The following is a 16,057-nucleotide window of genomic DNA, read 5'->3' on the forward strand; positions in this document are numbered from 1 at the left end:
CTCGCTGTAAACAGGTCCGTGGAATAAATGCCGCTCCCTTGCATCACGCCCAAGACCAAAAAAGCACCAGCAATAGCTGGTGCCTATGTTATAAGTTTTTCGGGACATTTTCAAAAACGCTTGACACCTTTTTTTAAGCAAAAAAAATCCGGGCGCAGCTCCTTAAAGGAGCCGCCGTCCGGATTTCCCTTTGCCCAAAGGCAATTATTTGATTGTGACTGTAGCGCCGACTTCGGAAAGCTTCGCCTTGAGTTCTTCCGCTTCTTCCTTCTGAACGCCTTCTTTAACCATTTTGGGAGCGCCTTCAACAAGCTCTTTGGCTTCTTTCAGTCCCAGCCCTGTGATTTCACGAACCACTTTGATTACTTTGATCTTCTCTGCGCCGGTAGCTGTGAGCTCGACGTCGAACTCGGTCTTCTCTTCTACGGCTTCTGCAGGGCCGGCTGCAGCCACAACGACACCTGCTGCTGCGGATACGCCAAACTCTTCTTCACAAGCCTTTACAAGCTCGTTCAGTTCCAATACGGTCAACTCTTTAATAGCGTCGATCAGTTCTTGCGCTGTCAATTTTGCCATTTTTTCTTACCTCCAATGGTATGATTTTTTTACAAACAAGTCGTTTGCTGTTATTCTGCAGCTTCTGCTGCCACTTCCGCTTTTTCCACCATCAGGCTTGCTGCGGTCGCAACGCCGGTTTCTTCCATTTTGTCCGCAATCGCCTTCGCGGTACGGGCAAATGTGGAAATGGGGCTCTGAAGGCTTCCAAGCAGTTTGGAAATGAGCACTTCCCTGCTGGGTACGGATGCCACCGCTTTTACGCCTGCAGCATCGAAGTAGGTGCCTTCCACGATTCCCGCCTTGAATTCCAGGTTCTTGAAATCCTTGGCCATCTTGTCCAAAACCCTGGGGCCTGCTGTTGCGTCGTCATAGCTGACGGCAATGGCGCTGGGGCCTTCCAGGTTGGGATTCAATTGGGCAAAATCCGTTCCTTCGAAAGCGAATTTCAACATGGTGTTCTTGAACACCTTGTAGTTCACGTTCGCCTCCCGGAGACTTTTTCTCAACGCCGTGTCCTGTTCCACGCTCAATCCGCGGTAGTCCACAAGCACGATGGAAGAAGCACCTTGGATCGCACTCTTGATTTCCTCGACAACTGTCTGTTTTTGTTCTACTTTAGCCACGCTTACACCTCCTTATAGAATTTAGGAGTTTTTTACATAAAAAAACTCTTCGCGCATAGACAAAGAGATGGTTTTCCTTTGAAAACAATTGTTCCAAACGATTCCCTCGGCAGGTAGGTTGACTTTACGCATGCGCACCTGCTGTCTACGGCCATATGAAATTACCGGTATATCTTACCACATCGTAGGCATCGCCGTCAATGTTTTTTTAAAAAGGGGAGGGGAACCCTCCCCTTTGATGCTTTTCTTAAGCTTCCAACTTCATGGGGTTCACTTTGATTCCAGGACCCATGGTTGAAGCCACCACTACGCTGCGAAGGTAGGTTCCTTTTGCCGCGGAGGGTTTCGCCTTGATGATTGCACTCATGATGGCGTGGAAGTTGTCCATCAGCTTTTCCTGTCCGAAGGACACCTTGCCGATGGGCACGTGAATGATATTGGTTTTGTCAAGACGGTACTCGATCTTACCTGCCTTGATGTCTGCAATGGCTTTGGCCACGTCCATGGTTACGGTTCCGGCTTTGGGATTGGGCATCAGGCCCTTGGGTCCCAGGACCCGTCCCAAACGACCTACAACACCCATCATGTCGGGGGTCGCAACGACAACGTCGAATTCCAACCAACCTTCATTCTGGATCTTGGGGATCAGGTCTTCGGCACCCACAAAGTCCGCACCGGCCGCTGCGGCTTCATCCGCTTTTGCGCCTTTCGCGAACACAAGCACACGGACGGTCTTTCCTGTTCCGTGGGGCAGCACCACGGCGCCACGGACCTGCTGGTCCGCATGACGTCCGTCAACACCCAAGCGGACATGGGCTTCTACGGTTTCGTCGAACTTCGCCACCGCCGCTTTTGTAACAAGTTCCAATGCGTTTTGGGGATCGTATTGTGTGTTTCTATCAACTAATTTGGCAGCTTCTGCGTATTTCTTTCCTCGTTTCATTTGTTAAACCTCCTAGTGGTGATATCGGGAGCGAACCCTCCCACGTAAATAAACTTCAGCTTGCAACCGTCCGGCGGGGGATTACTCCACTACCGTGATGCCCATGCTCCTTGCGGTTCCCGCAATCATGCTCATGGCGGCTTCTACAGAACCGGCATTCAGGTCGGGCATTTTCAGCTCGGCGATCTTGCGCAGCTCTTCTTTTGTGATTTTGGCCACTTTATCCTTCTGGGGCACTGCAGAACCGGATTGGATGTTGCAGGCCTTCTTCAGCAGCACAGCCGCCGGAGGCGTCTTTGTGATGAAGCTGAAGCTTCTGTCCTGGTATACGGAGATGACCACGGGAATGATCATGCCCGCTTCATCTGCAGTCCTTGCGTTGAATTCTTTCGTGAACTGCACGATGTTCACGCCGTGTTGTCCAAGCGCGGGACCGACCGGTGGTGCCGGAGTCGCTTTGCCGGCTGGAATTTGCAACTTGATGATGCCTGTAACTTTTTTTGCCATTTTAGTTTACCTCCTGATTTCGAAAAGAGCCTGCATGGGATGCAAGTCCTTTGTTGTGGTCTTAGGGGGATTGCCCTCCCACTGTTTACAATACACACAAAACGCTTGTCCTTGATTTGTACCGCCTACATCCTGCTCATCTTGGAGAAATCCAGTTCCACCGGAGTCTCCCTGCCGAAAATCGACAGATTCACGATTACCGTTCTCTTATGTTCGTGGACTTCTTTCACTATGCCTACGGAGCCTTCGAATGGACCGTCCGTGACGGAGACCGTGTCTCCCACGTTCACTTCCATCTTGGTATAGGTCAGGTCAATACCCATGCCTTTGATCTCTTCTTCGGACAGGGGAACGGGTTTCGAGGCCGGGCCCACGAATCCCGTGACCCCCCTGGTGTTCCTGACCACATACCAGGTTTCGTCGTTCATGAACATCTTCAGCAGGACATAGCCTGGAAAGAGCTTCTTCTCCACTTCCTTGCGGGTGCCGCCCTTGTCTTCGTACACCTTGTGGAGGGGAACGACCACTTCCGTGATCTGGTCATGCAACTTCCGGTTTTCAATAAGCTTTTCAATATTGGCCTTCACCTTGTTCTCATATCCCGAATAGGTATGGACCACATACCATTTGGCTTCTTCTGACATAGTACCATCCTTTATAATTGTAATAAGAACTTGTAAACCACTTGATTGAGCAGGAAGTCGATTCCCGAAATGACCAAGCCCGTCGCCAGGGACACGGCTATGACAGTTCCGGTCTGTTTCGTCAATGTGTTGAAGTTGGGCCAGATGATCTTCTTGAACTCACCGCGGACTCCCTTGAAGAAACCCAATTTCTTCACTGCCGATGCCGTTGCGCTTGTTTCCACCATCGCTTTCACTCCCTTTACGGCCTGTAAACTACTTCGTTTCCTTATGAAGCGTATGTACTTTACAGAATTTGCAGTATTTTTTCGTTTCCATTCTTTCGGGATGCGCTTTCTTTTCTTTTGTCAAGTTGTAGTTTCTTTGCTTGCATTCCGTACATTCCAATGTGATCTTAACACGCACAGCTTCCACCTCCGTTATATTGTTGAAAAACCCCACGCCATACCGCCTGAGTGCAACCGCCGACGGGCCGGCTCCCTTGGGATTTTCCACGTATTGAAATCCGATTATCCGGGCACAAAAAAAGAACCCTCTAAACGTGCAACTAACACTTTAGCATAGCCGGCGGCTCCTGTCAACAGAAATCTTCCTCTTGAATTCGAAGGTCCCATGGCGTACACTTGAATCCAGACACGCATACGGCAAGCATGCATACGTTACAGGAAAAGGAGGATTTCCATGGCAGCAACCATCAAGCAGATCGCCCAGTTGGCGGGGGTGTCCATCGGCACCGTGGACAGGGTGCTCCACGACCGGCCGGGCGTCCATCCGGACAAGCGGGAGCGGATCCAGTCCATCGCCAGGGAGCTGGGCTACACGCCCAACCCGGCGGCCAGGGCCCTCGTGGCCCGGAAGAAGAACTATGTTTTGGCCGTCATCCTTTTTGAACAGCACAAATCCTACGCCCGGGACATCCGGACAGGCATCGAGAGGGCACGCCAGGAGCTGTCCGGCTTCGGGGTCCAGGTCCGGCTCCATGTCATGGACAGCTTCGATCCCAAGGAGCAGGCGGATATAATAAGGAAACTTCTCCAGGAGGGAATTTCCGGCCTCATGGTCCGTCCCATCGACGATTCCAGGGTCCGGGACGCCCTAAACGAAATGACCGGCGCCGGCATTCCCGTGGTGACCTACAACTCGGACATCGACGGCACGGACCGGCTCTGCTTTGTGGGACAGGACCTCTACAAGGCGGGACAAGTGGCGGCCGAACTGCTCTGCAAGTCCATGGGCAGGCAGGGGCAGGTGGCCGTGCTGACCGGCTCCTTCAATGTGAAGGCCCACAACCTGCGGATCCAGGGCTTCCTGGATGTGGTTTCGGCCTGGTATCCCCAGGTGGAGGTCCTTCCGGTCCTGGAGACCCTGGAAGACTGTCCCCGGACCTACGGAATCCTCCAGAAGCTCCTGGCGGGCAACCCGGACATCAAGGGCATCTACGCCACCGCGGGCTGTCTGGAGGAAATCGGGGCCGCCCTTCTGGATTCCGGCCGCAGCGGGGACATCCGCTTTGTGGGCTTCGACCTGTTCCCCGAGGTCCTGGAGCTCCTGGATGCCGGCATCCTCGACTTCGCCATCGGCCAGGAACTCCCCCTCCAGGGGTACGAGCCCCTGCGGATCCTTTTCGAGGCCCTCCAGCACAAGCGGCCGCCTGCGGCAGGGTGCCGCTACACGGCACTGGAAATACGGACGCGTTTCAACGCCGTGTAGCCCTGTGTTTTTGAATTTAATTTACCTTTTTGCACTATCTTGTCCGGTTTCAAAATGTTTTTGTTGCAATGTTGACATTCCACGGAAAAGTGTTATGATGGTATCACGAACTGTTAACGTACACGGGAGGTAGCCATGTTTGAACAATCCGCTTTGACCAATCGCAATTTCTTTGATTCCGTACAAGATTTCTCCATCAGCCCGGAGGACCGGAACCTCCTGCGGGAGCTGGCGTCCCAGGTGGCCGACATCGCAGCCCGTCCCGAGCAGGACAGGAAGAAGGAGCTGTGGTACCGGCACAACGCTTTGGAGGCCACCAAGCCCCTGGTCCTTTGCGACCCCGAGAACGGCTGGCATGAGGTGATCCCTTCCTCTTCCCTATCCTGCAAAGGGGATTTGGCCCGAAAATGGGAATTCCTGCTGCGGATGCAGATCTTCTGGGGGAACTCCATGGGGGACGACAAGCCCATCGAGGCCGTCTTCCATGTGCCCCTGCTTTTTACGGAGACCGACTGGGGCCTTGCCGTGGAGAAGGAAGGCGGAGCGGACGGCGGAGCCTTCCATTTCAATTCTCCCCTGAAGGACTACGCCACGGACCTGGCCAAGCTGCGCTTCCCCGAAATCACGGTGGACCGTCCTGCAAGCGACCGCCTTTTCGAACTGGCCCAGGAGACCTTCGAAGGCATCCTGGAGGTGGGCAAGAAGCATGTCTGGTGGTGGAGCACCTGTTCCACGGACGTGCTGGCGGAACTGCGGGGCATGACCGAGATGATGATGGACATGTACGACTACCCGGACGAGCTGCACCAGCTGAGCCGCTTCCTGACCGACGGCTTCCACCACCGGCTGGACTTCCTGGAGCGGGAAGGGCTGCTCTCCCTGAACAACGACATCACCTACATCGCTTCCGGGGGCATCGGCTACAGCCGGGAACTGCCCGGGCCGGATTTCAACCCGGCCAAGGTGACCACCATGGACATGTGGGGCTTCTCCGAAAGCCAGATGACCAGCGAGGTCGCTCCGGACATGGTCCAGGAATTCATCCTGCCCTACCAGATCGAGATCCTGGAGAGGTTCGGCCTGAACTGCTACGGCTGCTGCGAGGGGATCGACCCCCGGTGGGACTATGTGAAGAAGATCCCCCGGCTCCGGAGGGTTTCGGTGTCCGCCTGGGCCAATCCCGCCAAGATGGCGGAACTGCTGGGCAAGGAGTACATCTACTCCCGGAAGATGAATCCTTCCCATCTTGCCGGCTCTTCCATCGATGAGGACTACCTCCGCCAATCCCTTCGGGAGGACATGCAGCTCAGCCGGAACTGCCGGACGGAATACATCATGAAGGACAACCACACCATCGGCAACAATCCCCAGAACCTGATCCGCTGGTGCGCCCTCGCCCAAGAAGAGGCTAGTCGCCTCTAAAGGCGAGGATGCTTTGGGAAAGGATCTTTCGGTCCGTGCGTTCCAGGACCTCCCGGTTGGCTCCCACCGCGTAGAAGGCGACCAGCAGCTCCTCCTTTTCGAAGTATTTGAAGTACACAAGACCCTCCAAGGCCACCAGGGGAAAATCCTCCCCCCGGTACCAGGCTTTGGGGGGTTTTCCATATTGCAGGTACGCCAGATGGTCCCCATCGGCCCTGTGGATGGGACCGTTCACCTTCAGGGTAACGTCCGCCTGTTCCCAGTCCGGAACCCCCGCATAGGAAGGGACCTCCCGGACCTCTTCCACGGAAATCTCCATGACCGGCTCCCGGCAACCGATGCTTTCCAGCACCAGATGCTTCATGTCGTACAGGGTGGCCTCCCGGATCCTGCGGAGCAGGTGTTCCCGCCTCCCCTCCCGGGGGACCTCCCCTTCCCGGATGGCGTAGGCCCCGTAGAACCCTCCATAGTAGGGGCTTTCCGGATTGTACCAGCTGGAGGCCCCACGCCCCAGGTCGAAGGCGCCGAAGTTGTAGAGGATGCTCAGGCGGACATCCTTCCCCACATAACGGGAAAAGCCCAGGTCGTCGTTGAAGGTCATCACCAGGGGGTGCCAGTCCCGCCCCGGGGTGGCCAAGCCTCCGGGGATTTCCAGGCGGATCCCCTCCTCCGCCAGGAAGCTCTCCCTGGAATGCTGGCCGCTGTAGACCCCCATCACCGCCAGGCTCCTGGCATAGGGGAACAGGGGGCCGGAAAGGAATAGAAGAAGGAGGAGCAGCAGGGAAATCCCCCACCGCTTCCTCCTGCTTCCTCTCATTCGTCCAGCCCTTCCACAATGGAGACAGAGGCGCTGGCGCCGATCCGGTCCGCTCCCCGGGCGATCATCTCCAGCGCGTCCCTGGTGGTCCGGATGCCTCCCGAGGCCTTCACGGACAGGGCGGGGGCCACCGTCTCGTGCAGCAGGGCCACGTCATCCGGGGTGGCGCCGCCGGTGGAGAATCCGGTGGAGGTCTTGACGAAATCTGCCCCCGCTTCCATGCACAGCCGGGCCCCCAGGACCTTTTCCCCGTCGGTGAGCAGGCAGGTCTCCAGGATCACCTTCACCAGGGCCTTGCCTCCGGCCGCAGCCACCACCGCCCGGATTTCCTCCCGGACAAAGTCCGCATCCCTTTCCTTCAGGGCCCCCACGTTGACGACCATGTCGATCTCCCTGGCCCCCTGGGCGACGGCCGTTTCCGTTTCGAACACCTTCACCCCCGTCCGGTTGGCCCCCAGGGGGAATCCCACGACGGTGCACACCGGCACCCCCGTCCCTTCCAGCAGCTCCACCGCCAAGGGCACGTGGCAGGGATTGATGCAGACCGAGGCGAAACCGTACCGGACCGCCTCCCCGCACAATTGCCGGATCTGCTCCCGGCTCGCATCCTGTTTCAGTATGGTGTGGTCGATCCTTGCCGCAAGTTCCCTTTTCGTCATTCTCTGTTCCATGTCTTCCCTCCGCTTCCCATCTTTTGCTGCCCCCATTATACCATCTGTTCCGCCGTTTGGGCACCGTGTTTTTTCTTGCATTTCCGGCCCGCAACTGCCATACTATCCATAAAAGGAGGTGTTTCCCATGTGCGGACGCGTCACATTGACTTTGGACAAGGAAACGGTCATGGACCTGCTGGACCTGCGCTACGATGTGCGGTCGGCGCCCCTGGAGGGCCACGTCCCCCGCTACAACATATCCCCGGGCCAGGACCTGCTGGCTGTCCTCTACGACCGCCATTCCCATTCCAACCGGGCCGGGTGGCTCCATTGGGGATTCGAGGGAAGCTGGGCTCCCAGGGGTCGCAGTCCCAAGGCCTACAGCAACGCCCGGAGCGAGGACATCCTGCAGCGGTCCACCTTCCGGGAATCCTTCCTGAACCGGCGCTGCCTCCTCCTGGCGGACGGCTACTACGAATGGCAATCCAACACCGGCTTCCGCCAGCCCTATTATGTCCATCCCCCAGGAAGGGAACTGCTGGCCTTGGCCGGCATCTGGACCTCCACGCAAAAAGAGGACGGCCGCAAGTCCTACTCTTGCGCCGTCCTCACCACCGGCTCCACCGGCATGCTGAAATCCATCCATGACCGGATGCCCGTGGTCCTTCCTCCGGAAAAAGAGGCGTTCTGGCTCCAATCCTCCCCGGAAGCGATGCTCCAGGTCCCTCCTGATTTTTTCACCTCTTATCCACAGGAATTCCTTAAGATGCACCCGGTATCCACATTGGTGAACCACGTGGCCTATGACTCTGTGGATTGCATCAAGGAAGTGTAGAAGACCGCCAGGAACCTTTTGTCCAGGGGGCCCTTCCCTTCCCACTGTCTCCTGAAATCCGGTATGCTTTCCCTCCGGCCCCAGGTGGAGATCTCCAGCGCTCCCTCCGGGGCCTTTCCCATGTCCGTGATGCAGACCCAGTGCCAGGAGAACCGGGGCGCCCCCGCCCAGGTCAGCAGGCAGGGGAGCCTTCCCAAGTCCAGGTGCCGGTCCAGGAAGGCTTTGGCCTCCTCCAGGGAGGAGCGGTTGTCCATCCTCTCCACCCGGAGAGGGACCCCCCGCTTTCGCCCGTAGGCAAGCATGCCCTTTTCCAGACGGCCCACTCCGGGAACCCCCAGGCCACCTTTGACGGCCGGGCTCCGGGGGTCGGTTTTCCTTCCCGTCCAATGCTGTGGCGTCCACCCGGTCCAGGGCATGACCTCCCTCCAGAGGCTGTCTGCCAGCAGCATGTAGGCCTGCTTCCCTTTTCCCGGTGCCGGCAGCAGGGAAGCCCGTCCTTCCCCGTGCCCCAGATGCCAGAGGACATTGGCTCCGGCCACGACGCCGCATCCGTACCGTTCCCCTTGGGAACCCTTCCCCCACCAGCTCTGGTCCCCTCCGTAGGCCTTTCCCACGGCAAGCTCGATTTTTCCTCTCCCCATGGCTCCTCCTTCCCCGGCCCTACAACAGATGGGACTGTCCCCCATGGGCCGGCTGGTGTGGACAGAATTTGCAGTACACCGGGGCCACCTGCCGGAAGGCGTCCTCCGCCCCAAGCTCCAGGTTGGAATAGTCCCGGCTTACCTTGCCGTCGGTCAACTCCACCACCCGGTCGGACTTGGCTGCGATGTGGTCGTTGTGGGTGACGATCAGGAGGGTCGTCCCCAGCTCCTCGTTGATGGTCCTGAACAGGCCGTATATCTGGTCCGTGGTGTCCGAATCCAGGTTCCCCGTGGGTTCGTCCCCCAGCAGGAGGGCGGGCTCGTTCACCAGGGCCCGGGCGATGGCCACCCGCTGCTGCTGCCCGCCGGAAAGGTTGGTGGACTTCTTGTTCAGGAACTCCGAAAGGCCCACCAGGTCCAGGAGCTCCTTGGCCTTCTTCACATCCTTCCCCCTCCCGCGACCTCCGCGGATCCAGGTGGGGATCAGCACGTTCTCCAGGGCGGTGAACTCCGGCAAAAGATGGTGGAACTGGAAGATGAATCCCAGGTTTTCGTTCCTAAATGCCGCCAGGTCGTTTTCCGTCATCTTCCCGAAATCCATGCCCCGGAACAGGACCTGCCCGCTGGTGGGCTTGTCCAGGGCCCCCAGGATGTTCAGGAGGGTGGATTTGCCGGAACCGGAATAGCCGATGATGCTGGCGAACTCCCCCTTCCGGACGGCCAGGTCGATGCCGTGGAGCACCTGGGTCTTCACCTGGGTGCCGTAGACTTTCTTCAGTTCTTTTGTTTCCAGCACTATCTCAGCCATTCCTGATCACCTCCACAGGGTTCAGTTTGGAGGACCGCTTGGCCGGGAGCAGGGCGGCCAGGGTGCTTGCCACCGTTGCGATGGCGCCGATCACCGCCATGCTCTCCAGCGTGGGGTCCAGGGGGAACAGGGGCACGCCGGTCTGGATGGCCGTCCCCCAAAGGAACATGCGGATCAGTCCGATCCCCAGACCGATCCCCAGCAGGGCTCCTCCAATCCCCAGCAGGGCCCCCTGGTACAGGAAGATCCGGCTGGCGCTGGCGTTCCTCGCCCCCATGGCCTTCAGGATGCCCAACTGCTTGGACTTCTGCACCACCGAGACCGCCAGCACGCTGGAGATTCCCAGGGTGATGGCCAGCAGTACGAAGACCTGGATCAGAAGGGAGGAGGATCCCTGGCTCTGGAGGGCACTCAGCAGGGATGCGTTGCTTTCGATCCAGTTCTCCGCCAGGACACCCTCCAGCCTTCCTTCGACGGAATCCGCCACCGCCTCCGCCTGGAACACGTCAGCGACCTGCAGCTCGATCTTGGAAATCCTGTCCCCCAACCCGAAGAGCCGCTGGGCCCTTCCCAGGTCCAGGAAGATCCAGGAACCGTTCAGGGTCCCGTTCCCCAGGTCGAAGATGCCGGAGACCGTAAAGGACTGGCTGCTGCCGTCGGGGAGGGCCACCTGGACCACGTCTCCCGTCCCGATTTCATTCTCCCTGGCCAGGTCCAGGCCCACAAGCACCTGGTTCCCCTCCAAGCTGGGACTTCCGGAGACCATACGGCCGCTGATCCGGTAGATGCCGTCGGCCTTCTCCAGGTCGATGCCCCGGAGCAGGACCGGAACCGCCAGCCCGCCCTTCACCAGGTTGCCGCTGCCTTCCGCCACCGGCGACACCGCCGTCAGGTCCTTCCGCTCCTCCAGGACCTGCTCCACGACTTCCCATCCTCCCAGGTCCGTGTCCTTTTCCAGGAAGTTCCCCCGAATGACGTTGGACGCCTCCAATGGGGTCTCCTGGAAACCGTTTCTTCCGGAGACCCAGACGTGGGGGCTGGTTCCTACGGTCTGGTCGATCAGATTGTCCTGCAACCCTGTGATCAGGGTGTTCAGGAAGACCTGCACGGATACCCCTACGGCAATCCCCAGAAGGATGAACAGGGTCTGCCCACGCCCCTCCTTCAGGAAACGCAGGGCCACCTTCCATTCAAAGCCCATCGGTCCCCTCCCCTTTCTCCCGGAACGTCGCGGATACCTTCGTCCCTTCCTTCACACCTTCCGGGGCCAGGACCACCGCACCGGCTTCCAGGCCCTCCAGGACCATCAGGGTCGGGGCGTTCCTTGTATGGACCTTGATTTCCCTGCGCGCCGCCGTCCCTTCCTCCGAGAGGACGTAGACCGCCGGTGGCTCCCCTTCCAACAGGTACCTGCCGGGGAGCACCACCGCCCCCTCGAAGGATTCCGCCACGAACTCCACCCGCACGGACATGTTCTGCAGGAACCGCTCCCGCTGTTCCAGGATTTCCACCTTCACTTCCACCGTTCCGGTATTCCGGTCCACGGCCGGGCCGATGCCCGAAACCCTGCCCTTGACCTCCCGGGAGGGGTCCACCTCCAGAAAAAGGGCGGCTTCCTGGCCTAAGGCCACCTTCCCCAGGAGCTTCTCGTCCAGGTCCAGGACCGCGTATTTCCTGCCGTCCGCCGCAACCACCAGCAGGACCTCTCCCGGCTGCACCACAGCTCCCGGTTCCACCCTGCGTTCCAGCACGATGCCGTCCAAGGGGGCCTTCACCTGGTATTTGGCCAGTTCCAGCTCCAGCCGGCGGATTCCGTCGGCTGCCGCCTCTACCGCCGCCTGGGCCTCCTGGAGGGTGGAGACGGGGGGCCGGAGGGCGGCCAGCCTGGTGTCGGCCGTCTCCAGCCTGGCCTCCAGCAGGGCGTCCGCCTCCTGCAGCCTGGTCAGGTCCTGGGCCGGCAGGATCCCCTCCTCCACCAGGCCAGCCGTTTCCCCGATCCTGGCCTGGAGCTGTTCCCGCTCCAGCCGGAGGGCGGCCGTTTCCTTCTCCTGGAGGGCCCGCTGGTCTTCCACAGACCGGACGTTCTGGCTGTAGTTCCTTTGGTAATCCGCGACCCGGGCACGGGCCAGGTCCCTGTTCCCGACCTGCTGCTCCAACTGGAGCCGGGCCTCCCGCTCGTCCAGACGGGCCACCGTCTGCCCGGAAGCCACCCGTCCCCCAGGCTCTCCCAGGATTTGCGTCAGCTTTCCGCCCACTTCGGTCTTTACCTCCATCTGGGCGCCGTATTCCACCGTGCCGATTCCCGAAACCACCTCCTTGTAGGTGGCAGTCCCCACCCGGTACCCTTCCGCTTCCACCGGCCTGTTCCTGTGGGCGACGGCCCAGAGGGAACCGCCCGACGCCAGGACCAGGACCAATAGCCCGATTGCCACTTTTCTTACCATCCCTTCCGCCTCCATTCCATTATCATCTGATAATTATTCTATCATAGTCTGGCGTCGGAAACAAGCGGCTTGCAGGTCATTTTCCTTTCTTGTCGAAATGTTCCGTCAATTCCTCCAGGGAACGGAAAGGGCCGTGGCAGGCCATCCCCTCGCAGACCTGCAGCTCCGGTTCCCCTTCCCCTTTCCGGTATTCCAAGGTGCCCAGCACCGGACGGCGGCACTTGGCCTCCCGGGCCATGGCCTGGAGTTCCGGCGACCGGGGGTCTCCCAGACAGAGGATTTCACAGCCGCCTCCCCTCGAAGCCATTCTCCCTAGGAGGGCACCGGGGAATCCCATGGGGGCCTGCTCCAGCTCCCCTTCCACATGGGCGGCCAGGCTTTTGGCCATTTCCTCCCATCCCCAGGCCGGTCGGGCCAGCAACTGGGAGAGCAGGCCGTTTCCGGAAGGAAGTGCCCCGTCATAAAGCTCCCTGGGATTGTCCAGCAGCCTTTCCTGGTCCCTTCCGATGAGGGAGAACACCCCTCCTCCCTCCGGACCGAAAAGCTCCACAATCTTCGACGCCAGAGCCCATCCCTCCTCCAGGAACCGCTCCTCCCCGGTGGCCTCCAGGAGCAGGGTCTTGGCCCAGAGCAGGTAGGCGTGGTCGTCCAGGAAGGCCTTCACGGCTGCCGTTTTCTTCCGGTAGGTCCCCATCCATCTGCCCTCCGGACCCTTCAGGTTTTCTTCCAGGAAGCGGTCCAGGGCCAGGGCTTCCTCCAACCAGTCCTCCCGTTCCAGGATCCAGCCGGCCGTGGCCAGGGCGCAGACCAGCAGGGCGTTTGCGCCCAGCAGCACCTTGTCGTCCCTGAACGGCCGGGGCCTGGCCTCCCGGACCCGGCGCAGCACCTCCAGGACGCTTTTGTACCGGTCCGGCTCCCTTTCCATGCAGTCCCTTCCCTCCGGGGAAAGCAGGTTCAGGATGTTCCCGCCCTCGAAATTCCCTTCGGGGGTCACCCCGTAGACGGCGAAGAAGTCTTCCCGCTCCCCTTCCGGGACCAGCTCCTCCAATTCCTTCCTGGTCCACAGGTAGAAGGCCCCTTCCCGCCCTTCGGAATCCGCATCCTCCCCGGTGCAGAACCCGCCTTCCGGTCCCCGCAGGTCCCGGAGCACATAAGATAGGGTCTCTTCCGCCACCTGCCGGTAGAGGGGCTTGCGGGTGGCCCCGTAGGCCTCCGCATACACCAGGGCCAGCAGGGCCTGGTCATACAGCATCTTCTCGAAATGGGGGACCAGCCAGCGCCGGTCCGTGGCGTAGCGGGCGAACCCTCCCCCCACATGGTCCCGGATGCCTCCGACGGCCATGCCGTCCAAGGCCTTCTCCACCATCTCCAGCGCCTCCCGGTTTCCGGTCATGCCGTAGACCCCCAGCAGATACCGCAGGTTGGCCACCATGGGGAATTTGGGCTGGTCATGGAAGCCGCCATGGGTGAAGTCGAAGTGCTTCCGGTGCTCCCCAAGCGCTTTGGCTTCCAGGTCGATGCCTGAAGGCTTCCTTCTGCGGGGGGCCATGGAGCGGAGGGCTCCCGCCAGTTCCCAGGCGGCGGCCTCCAGCCGGTCCCTGTCCGACTTCCAGAGGCCGCCGATGCCCTGGACCAGGTCCACGAATCCCGGGAACCGCCCCATGGGCTCCTTGGGGAAATAGGTGCCCACGTAGAACGGGGCCTGATCCGGCGTCATGAACACGGACAGGGGCCATCCGCCGCTGCCGGTCATCACCTGGGCGGCCTTCATGTAGATGCTGTCGATGTCCGGGCGCTCCTCCCGGTCCACCTTGATGGAGATGAAATGCCGGTTCAGGACCTCCGCCACCTGGGGGTCCTCGAAGGATTCGTGCATCATCACATGGCACCAGTGGCAGGTGGAATAGCCGATGGACAGGAACACAGGCTTGTCCTCGGCTTTGGCCCTGGCGAAGGCCTCCTCCCCCCAGGGATGCCAGTCCACGGGGTTCTCGGCATGCTGGAGGAGGTAGGGGGAGCTTGCATGGATCAAATGGTTGGACATGGGGATGCCGCCTTTCCTGGGTCGGGTGGTACGCGGGGACGGTTCTTCCGTACCAGTCTGGGGAGTCGCGTGCGCACTTGGGGACAGACCCCAAGTGCGCATGACCTCAAGGGCGCAGGGACAAGACAGTGAAAGACAAAAAGCACAGGCAACCGGAAGGGATGCCTATGCTTGTATGGGTTTTCACCGGATAAATCTTCCTGTGTTCATTATAGCAATGATCCCGGCAGGGGACAAGACCCATTACTGCGCACTTGGGGTCTGTCCCCTCCTGCGCATTTATTGCGCACATTTCAAACGCAGCATCCGCAGCAGAAGCCGCATCTTGTGCAAAGCAATGCGCGCCGATTTGTTCACAAAACGACCGTGTAATCGGAGCGCCACCTACCATTATTTTGACCTTCCCCTTCATCTCTGAGGCCTCAACAGCCTTTACTACGCTACGCATTTCACGCATTGTTGTGGTCAGCAGCGCTGAACAAGCAATCATCTGCGCCTCATGCTCCCTGGCCTTCTCGATGAACTTCTCCGCAGAAACGTCAACACCCAAGTCGACAACCTCAAGTCCCTTTCCCTCCATCATCATGCGAACAATGTTCTTGCCAATGTCATGCACGTCTCCCTTAACCGTTCCAATAATAACGGTGCCCTTTTTCTCAGCGCCATCAGCACCGAGCTGGGGGCGGAGCAGTTCAGTTCCCATGGCCATGGCACGCGCCGCAATCAGCACTTCAGGCACGAACACTTCATTGTTCTTGAACTTCCTGCCGACGATGCTCATGCCATCCAGCAATCCCTTTTCAAGTATTTCACTCGCCAGGACTCCTTCATCTAGAGCCTGCTGCACGCAAGACCTCACTTTGGGGGAACAACCCTGTTGCAACTCAGAACTGATGTCGTTAAGAATATTCATGGTGGTTGACTCCTTCACATCAAAACCCTTACTCCATCCCGATCCCGAAATATCCCACGGCGTTGTTGTAGCAGATGTCCTGGACCACGCTCCCCAGGAACTCCATGTCCCCCGGGTACTCGCCGTTCTCCACCCATTCCCCGATGAGGTTGCACAGGATCCTGCGGAAGTATTCGTGCCGGGTGTAGGACAGGAAGCTTCTGGAGTCCGTCAACATGCCGACGAAGCGGCCGATCAGGCCCAGGCTCGCCAGGGCCTTCATCTGGTCCCGCATCCCTTCCTTCTGGTCGCAGAACCACCATCCGGAGCCGAACTGGATCTTCCCCGGGATGCCCCCGCCCTGGAAGTTCCCCAGCATGGTGCCGATGACGTAGTTGTCCTTGGGGTTCAGGACATACAGGATGGTCTTGGGCAGGGCGTCCTGTGCGTCCAGGTCTCCCAGGAACCGGGAGAGCGGCGCCGCGACGTTCTCGTCGTGGATGGAATCGAAACCCG

19 protein-coding genes and 1 other annotated feature are annotated in these 16,057 nt (G+C 59.4%); of the genes, 3 read left to right on the forward strand and 16 right to left on the reverse strand.

What is annotated here, in order from left to right; translation table 11 throughout:
- Positions 1-204: 204 nt before the first annotated feature.
- From rplL to rpmG, 7 genes are all read right to left on the reverse strand, one after another.
- Positions 205-567, reverse strand: coding sequence for a 50S ribosomal protein L7/L12 (gene rplL, locus GXN74_RS13020; RefSeq protein ID WP_343032827.1), 363 nt, complete (start codon positions 565-567; stop codon positions 205-207).
- A gap of 59 nt (positions 568-626) precedes the next feature.
- Positions 627-1,181, reverse strand: a complete 555-nt coding sequence (gene rplJ / locus GXN74_RS13025; protein WP_162371378.1) for a 50S ribosomal protein L10 — start codon at positions 1,179-1,181, stop codon at positions 627-629.
- 30 nt (positions 1,182-1,211) lie between these two features.
- Positions 1,212-1,350 (reverse strand) — a sequence feature (ribosomal protein L10 leader region).
- Positions 1,351-1,428: 78 nt separating this feature from the next.
- On the reverse strand, positions 1,429-2,124 hold the full coding sequence (rplA, locus tag GXN74_RS13030) for a 50S ribosomal protein L1 (RefSeq protein ID WP_162371379.1): 696 nt from the start codon (positions 2,122-2,124) through the stop codon (positions 1,429-1,431).
- 81 nt (positions 2,125-2,205) lie between these two features.
- A complete protein-coding gene (gene rplK, locus GXN74_RS13035; RefSeq protein ID WP_162371380.1) occupies positions 2,206-2,631 on the reverse strand; it encodes a 50S ribosomal protein L11 in 426 nt (141 codons plus the stop codon).
- Positions 2,632-2,756: 125 nt separating this feature from the next.
- The gene (nusG, locus tag GXN74_RS13040) at positions 2,757-3,275 is read right to left on the reverse strand and encodes a transcription termination/antitermination protein NusG (RefSeq protein ID WP_162371381.1); all 519 of its coding nucleotides are present in this window, start codon (positions 3,273-3,275) and stop codon (positions 2,757-2,759) included.
- A gap of 11 nt (positions 3,276-3,286) precedes the next feature.
- Positions 3,287-3,502, reverse strand: coding sequence for a preprotein translocase subunit SecE (secE, locus tag GXN74_RS13045; RefSeq protein ID WP_162371382.1), 216 nt, complete (start codon positions 3,500-3,502; stop codon positions 3,287-3,289).
- A gap of 28 nt (positions 3,503-3,530) precedes the next feature.
- A complete protein-coding gene (rpmG, locus tag GXN74_RS13050) occupies positions 3,531-3,680 on the reverse strand; it encodes a 50S ribosomal protein L33 (protein ID WP_162371393.1) in 150 nt (49 codons plus the stop codon).
- 276 nt (positions 3,681-3,956) lie between these two features.
- Here rpmG and GXN74_RS13055 point away from each other — a divergent pair, with 276 nt between their 5' ends.
- Together GXN74_RS13055 and GXN74_RS13060 are read left to right on the forward strand one after the other, a co-directional pair.
- The gene (locus GXN74_RS13055) at positions 3,957-4,985 is read left to right on the forward strand and encodes a LacI family DNA-binding transcriptional regulator (protein ID WP_162371383.1); all 1,029 of its coding nucleotides are present in this window, start codon (positions 3,957-3,959) and stop codon (positions 4,983-4,985) included.
- 135 nt (positions 4,986-5,120) lie between these two features.
- Complete coding sequence (locus tag GXN74_RS13060; RefSeq protein ID WP_162371384.1) at positions 5,121-6,407, forward strand: uroporphyrinogen decarboxylase/cobalamine-independent methonine synthase family protein; 1,287 nt, start codon at positions 5,121-5,123, stop codon at positions 6,405-6,407.
- On the opposite strand, the gene GXN74_RS13065 is transcribed toward GXN74_RS13060, so the two are convergent.
- Both GXN74_RS13065 and deoC read right to left on the reverse strand, forming a co-directional pair.
- A complete protein-coding gene (locus GXN74_RS13065) occupies positions 6,394-7,224 on the reverse strand; it encodes a hypothetical protein (RefSeq protein ID WP_162371385.1) in 831 nt (276 codons plus the stop codon). The genes GXN74_RS13060 and GXN74_RS13065 overlap by 14 nt on opposite strands.
- Positions 7,221-7,883 (reverse strand): deoxyribose-phosphate aldolase, encoded by a 663-nt coding sequence (gene deoC, locus GXN74_RS13070; protein ID WP_162371394.1) that lies wholly within the window; start codon positions 7,881-7,883, stop codon positions 7,221-7,223. Before deoC ends, GXN74_RS13065 begins: the two co-directional genes overlap by 4 nt.
- Before the next feature lie 139 nt (positions 7,884-8,022).
- Here deoC and GXN74_RS13075 point away from each other — a divergent pair, with 139 nt between their 5' ends.
- The gene (locus GXN74_RS13075; RefSeq protein WP_162371386.1) at positions 8,023-8,712 is read left to right on the forward strand and encodes an SOS response-associated peptidase; all 690 of its coding nucleotides are present in this window, start codon (positions 8,023-8,025) and stop codon (positions 8,710-8,712) included.
- Here the strand turns inward: GXN74_RS13075 and GXN74_RS14335 are convergent.
- The 7 genes from GXN74_RS14335 to GXN74_RS13110 form a co-directional block, all read right to left on the reverse strand.
- Positions 8,679-9,353 carry a hypothetical protein gene (locus GXN74_RS14335; protein ID WP_212505810.1) on the reverse strand — a complete coding sequence of 225 codons (675 nt, stop codon included), beginning with the start codon at positions 9,351-9,353 and terminating at the stop codon, positions 8,679-8,681. The two genes, GXN74_RS13075 and GXN74_RS14335, sit on opposite strands and share 34 nt — an antisense overlap.
- A gap of 19 nt (positions 9,354-9,372) precedes the next feature.
- On the reverse strand, positions 9,373-10,161 hold the full coding sequence (locus GXN74_RS13085; protein ID WP_162371387.1) for an ABC transporter ATP-binding protein: 789 nt from the start codon (positions 10,159-10,161) through the stop codon (positions 9,373-9,375).
- Complete coding sequence (locus tag GXN74_RS13090) at positions 10,154-11,362, reverse strand: ABC transporter permease (protein WP_162371388.1); 1,209 nt, start codon at positions 11,360-11,362, stop codon at positions 10,154-10,156. Before GXN74_RS13090 ends, GXN74_RS13085 begins: the two co-directional genes overlap by 8 nt.
- Complete coding sequence (locus GXN74_RS13095) at positions 11,352-12,605, reverse strand: efflux RND transporter periplasmic adaptor subunit (RefSeq protein ID WP_162371389.1); 1,254 nt, start codon at positions 12,603-12,605, stop codon at positions 11,352-11,354. Before GXN74_RS13095 ends, GXN74_RS13090 begins: the two co-directional genes overlap by 11 nt.
- 76 nt (positions 12,606-12,681) lie before the next feature.
- The gene (locus GXN74_RS13100) at positions 12,682-14,649 is read right to left on the reverse strand and encodes a thioredoxin domain-containing protein (RefSeq protein ID WP_162371390.1); all 1,968 of its coding nucleotides are present in this window, start codon (positions 14,647-14,649) and stop codon (positions 12,682-12,684) included.
- A 106-nt stretch (positions 14,650-14,755) separates the two neighbouring features.
- On the reverse strand, positions 14,756-15,562 hold the full coding sequence (locus GXN74_RS13105; RefSeq protein ID WP_162371391.1) for a cobalamin-dependent protein: 807 nt from the start codon (positions 15,560-15,562) through the stop codon (positions 14,756-14,758).
- A 28-nt stretch (positions 15,563-15,590) separates the two neighbouring features.
- A partial coding sequence (locus GXN74_RS13110) for a glucuronate isomerase (protein ID WP_162371392.1) occupies positions 15,591-16,057 on the reverse strand: 467 nt, incomplete at its 5' end.

Origin of the sequence: Anaerotalea alkaliphila (assembly GCF_010179735.1) — a bacterium.
GTDB classification, from domain to species: Bacteria; Bacillota; Clostridia; order Lachnospirales; family Vallitaleaceae; genus Anaerotalea; species Anaerotalea alkaliphila.

What these genes read in the sequence shown, in the direction of transcription:
- rplA (WP_162371379.1), bottom strand. Translation starts at nt 2,124, where the DNA reads ATGAAACGAGGAAAGAAATACGCAGAAGCTGCCAAATTAGTTGATAGA.
- rplK (WP_162371380.1), bottom strand. Translation starts at nt 2,631, where the DNA reads ATGGCAAAAAAAGTTACAGGCATCATCAAGTTGCAAATTCCAGCCGGC.
- nusG (WP_162371381.1), bottom strand. Translation starts at nt 3,275, where the DNA reads ATGTCAGAAGAAGCCAAATGGTATGTGGTCCATACCTATTCGGGATAT.
- secE (WP_162371382.1), bottom strand. Translation starts at nt 3,502, where the DNA reads ATGGTGGAAACAAGCGCAACGGCATCGGCAGTGAAGAAATTGGGTTTC.
- GXN74_RS13055 (WP_162371383.1), top strand. Translation starts at nt 3,957, where the DNA reads ATGGCAGCAACCATCAAGCAGATCGCCCAGTTGGCGGGGGTGTCCATC.
- GXN74_RS13060 (WP_162371384.1), top strand. Translation starts at nt 5,121, where the DNA reads ATGTTTGAACAATCCGCTTTGACCAATCGCAATTTCTTTGATTCCGTA.
- GXN74_RS13065 (WP_162371385.1), bottom strand. Translation starts at nt 7,224, where the DNA reads ATGAGAGGAAGCAGGAGGAAGCGGTGGGGGATTTCCCTGCTGCTCCTC.
- deoC (WP_162371394.1), bottom strand. Translation starts at nt 7,883, where the DNA reads ATGACGAAAAGGGAACTTGCGGCAAGGATCGACCACACCATACTGAAA.
- GXN74_RS13075 (WP_162371386.1), top strand. Translation starts at nt 8,023, where the DNA reads ATGTGCGGACGCGTCACATTGACTTTGGACAAGGAAACGGTCATGGAC.
- GXN74_RS14335 (WP_212505810.1), bottom strand. Translation starts at nt 9,353, where the DNA reads ATGGGGAGAGGAAAAATCGAGCTTGCCGTGGGAAAGGCCTACGGAGGG.
- GXN74_RS13085 (WP_162371387.1), bottom strand. Translation starts at nt 10,161, where the DNA reads ATGGCTGAGATAGTGCTGGAAACAAAAGAACTGAAGAAAGTCTACGGC.
- GXN74_RS13090 (WP_162371388.1), bottom strand. Translation starts at nt 11,362, where the DNA reads ATGGGCTTTGAATGGAAGGTGGCCCTGCGTTTCCTGAAGGAGGGGCGT.
- GXN74_RS13095 (WP_162371389.1), bottom strand. Translation starts at nt 12,605, where the DNA reads ATGGTAAGAAAAGTGGCAATCGGGCTATTGGTCCTGGTCCTGGCGTCG.
- GXN74_RS13100 (WP_162371390.1), bottom strand. Translation starts at nt 14,649, where the DNA reads ATGTCCAACCATTTGATCCATGCAAGCTCCCCCTACCTCCTCCAGCAT.
- GXN74_RS13105 (WP_162371391.1), bottom strand. Translation starts at nt 15,562, where the DNA reads ATGAATATTCTTAACGACATCAGTTCTGAGTTGCAACAGGGTTGTTCC.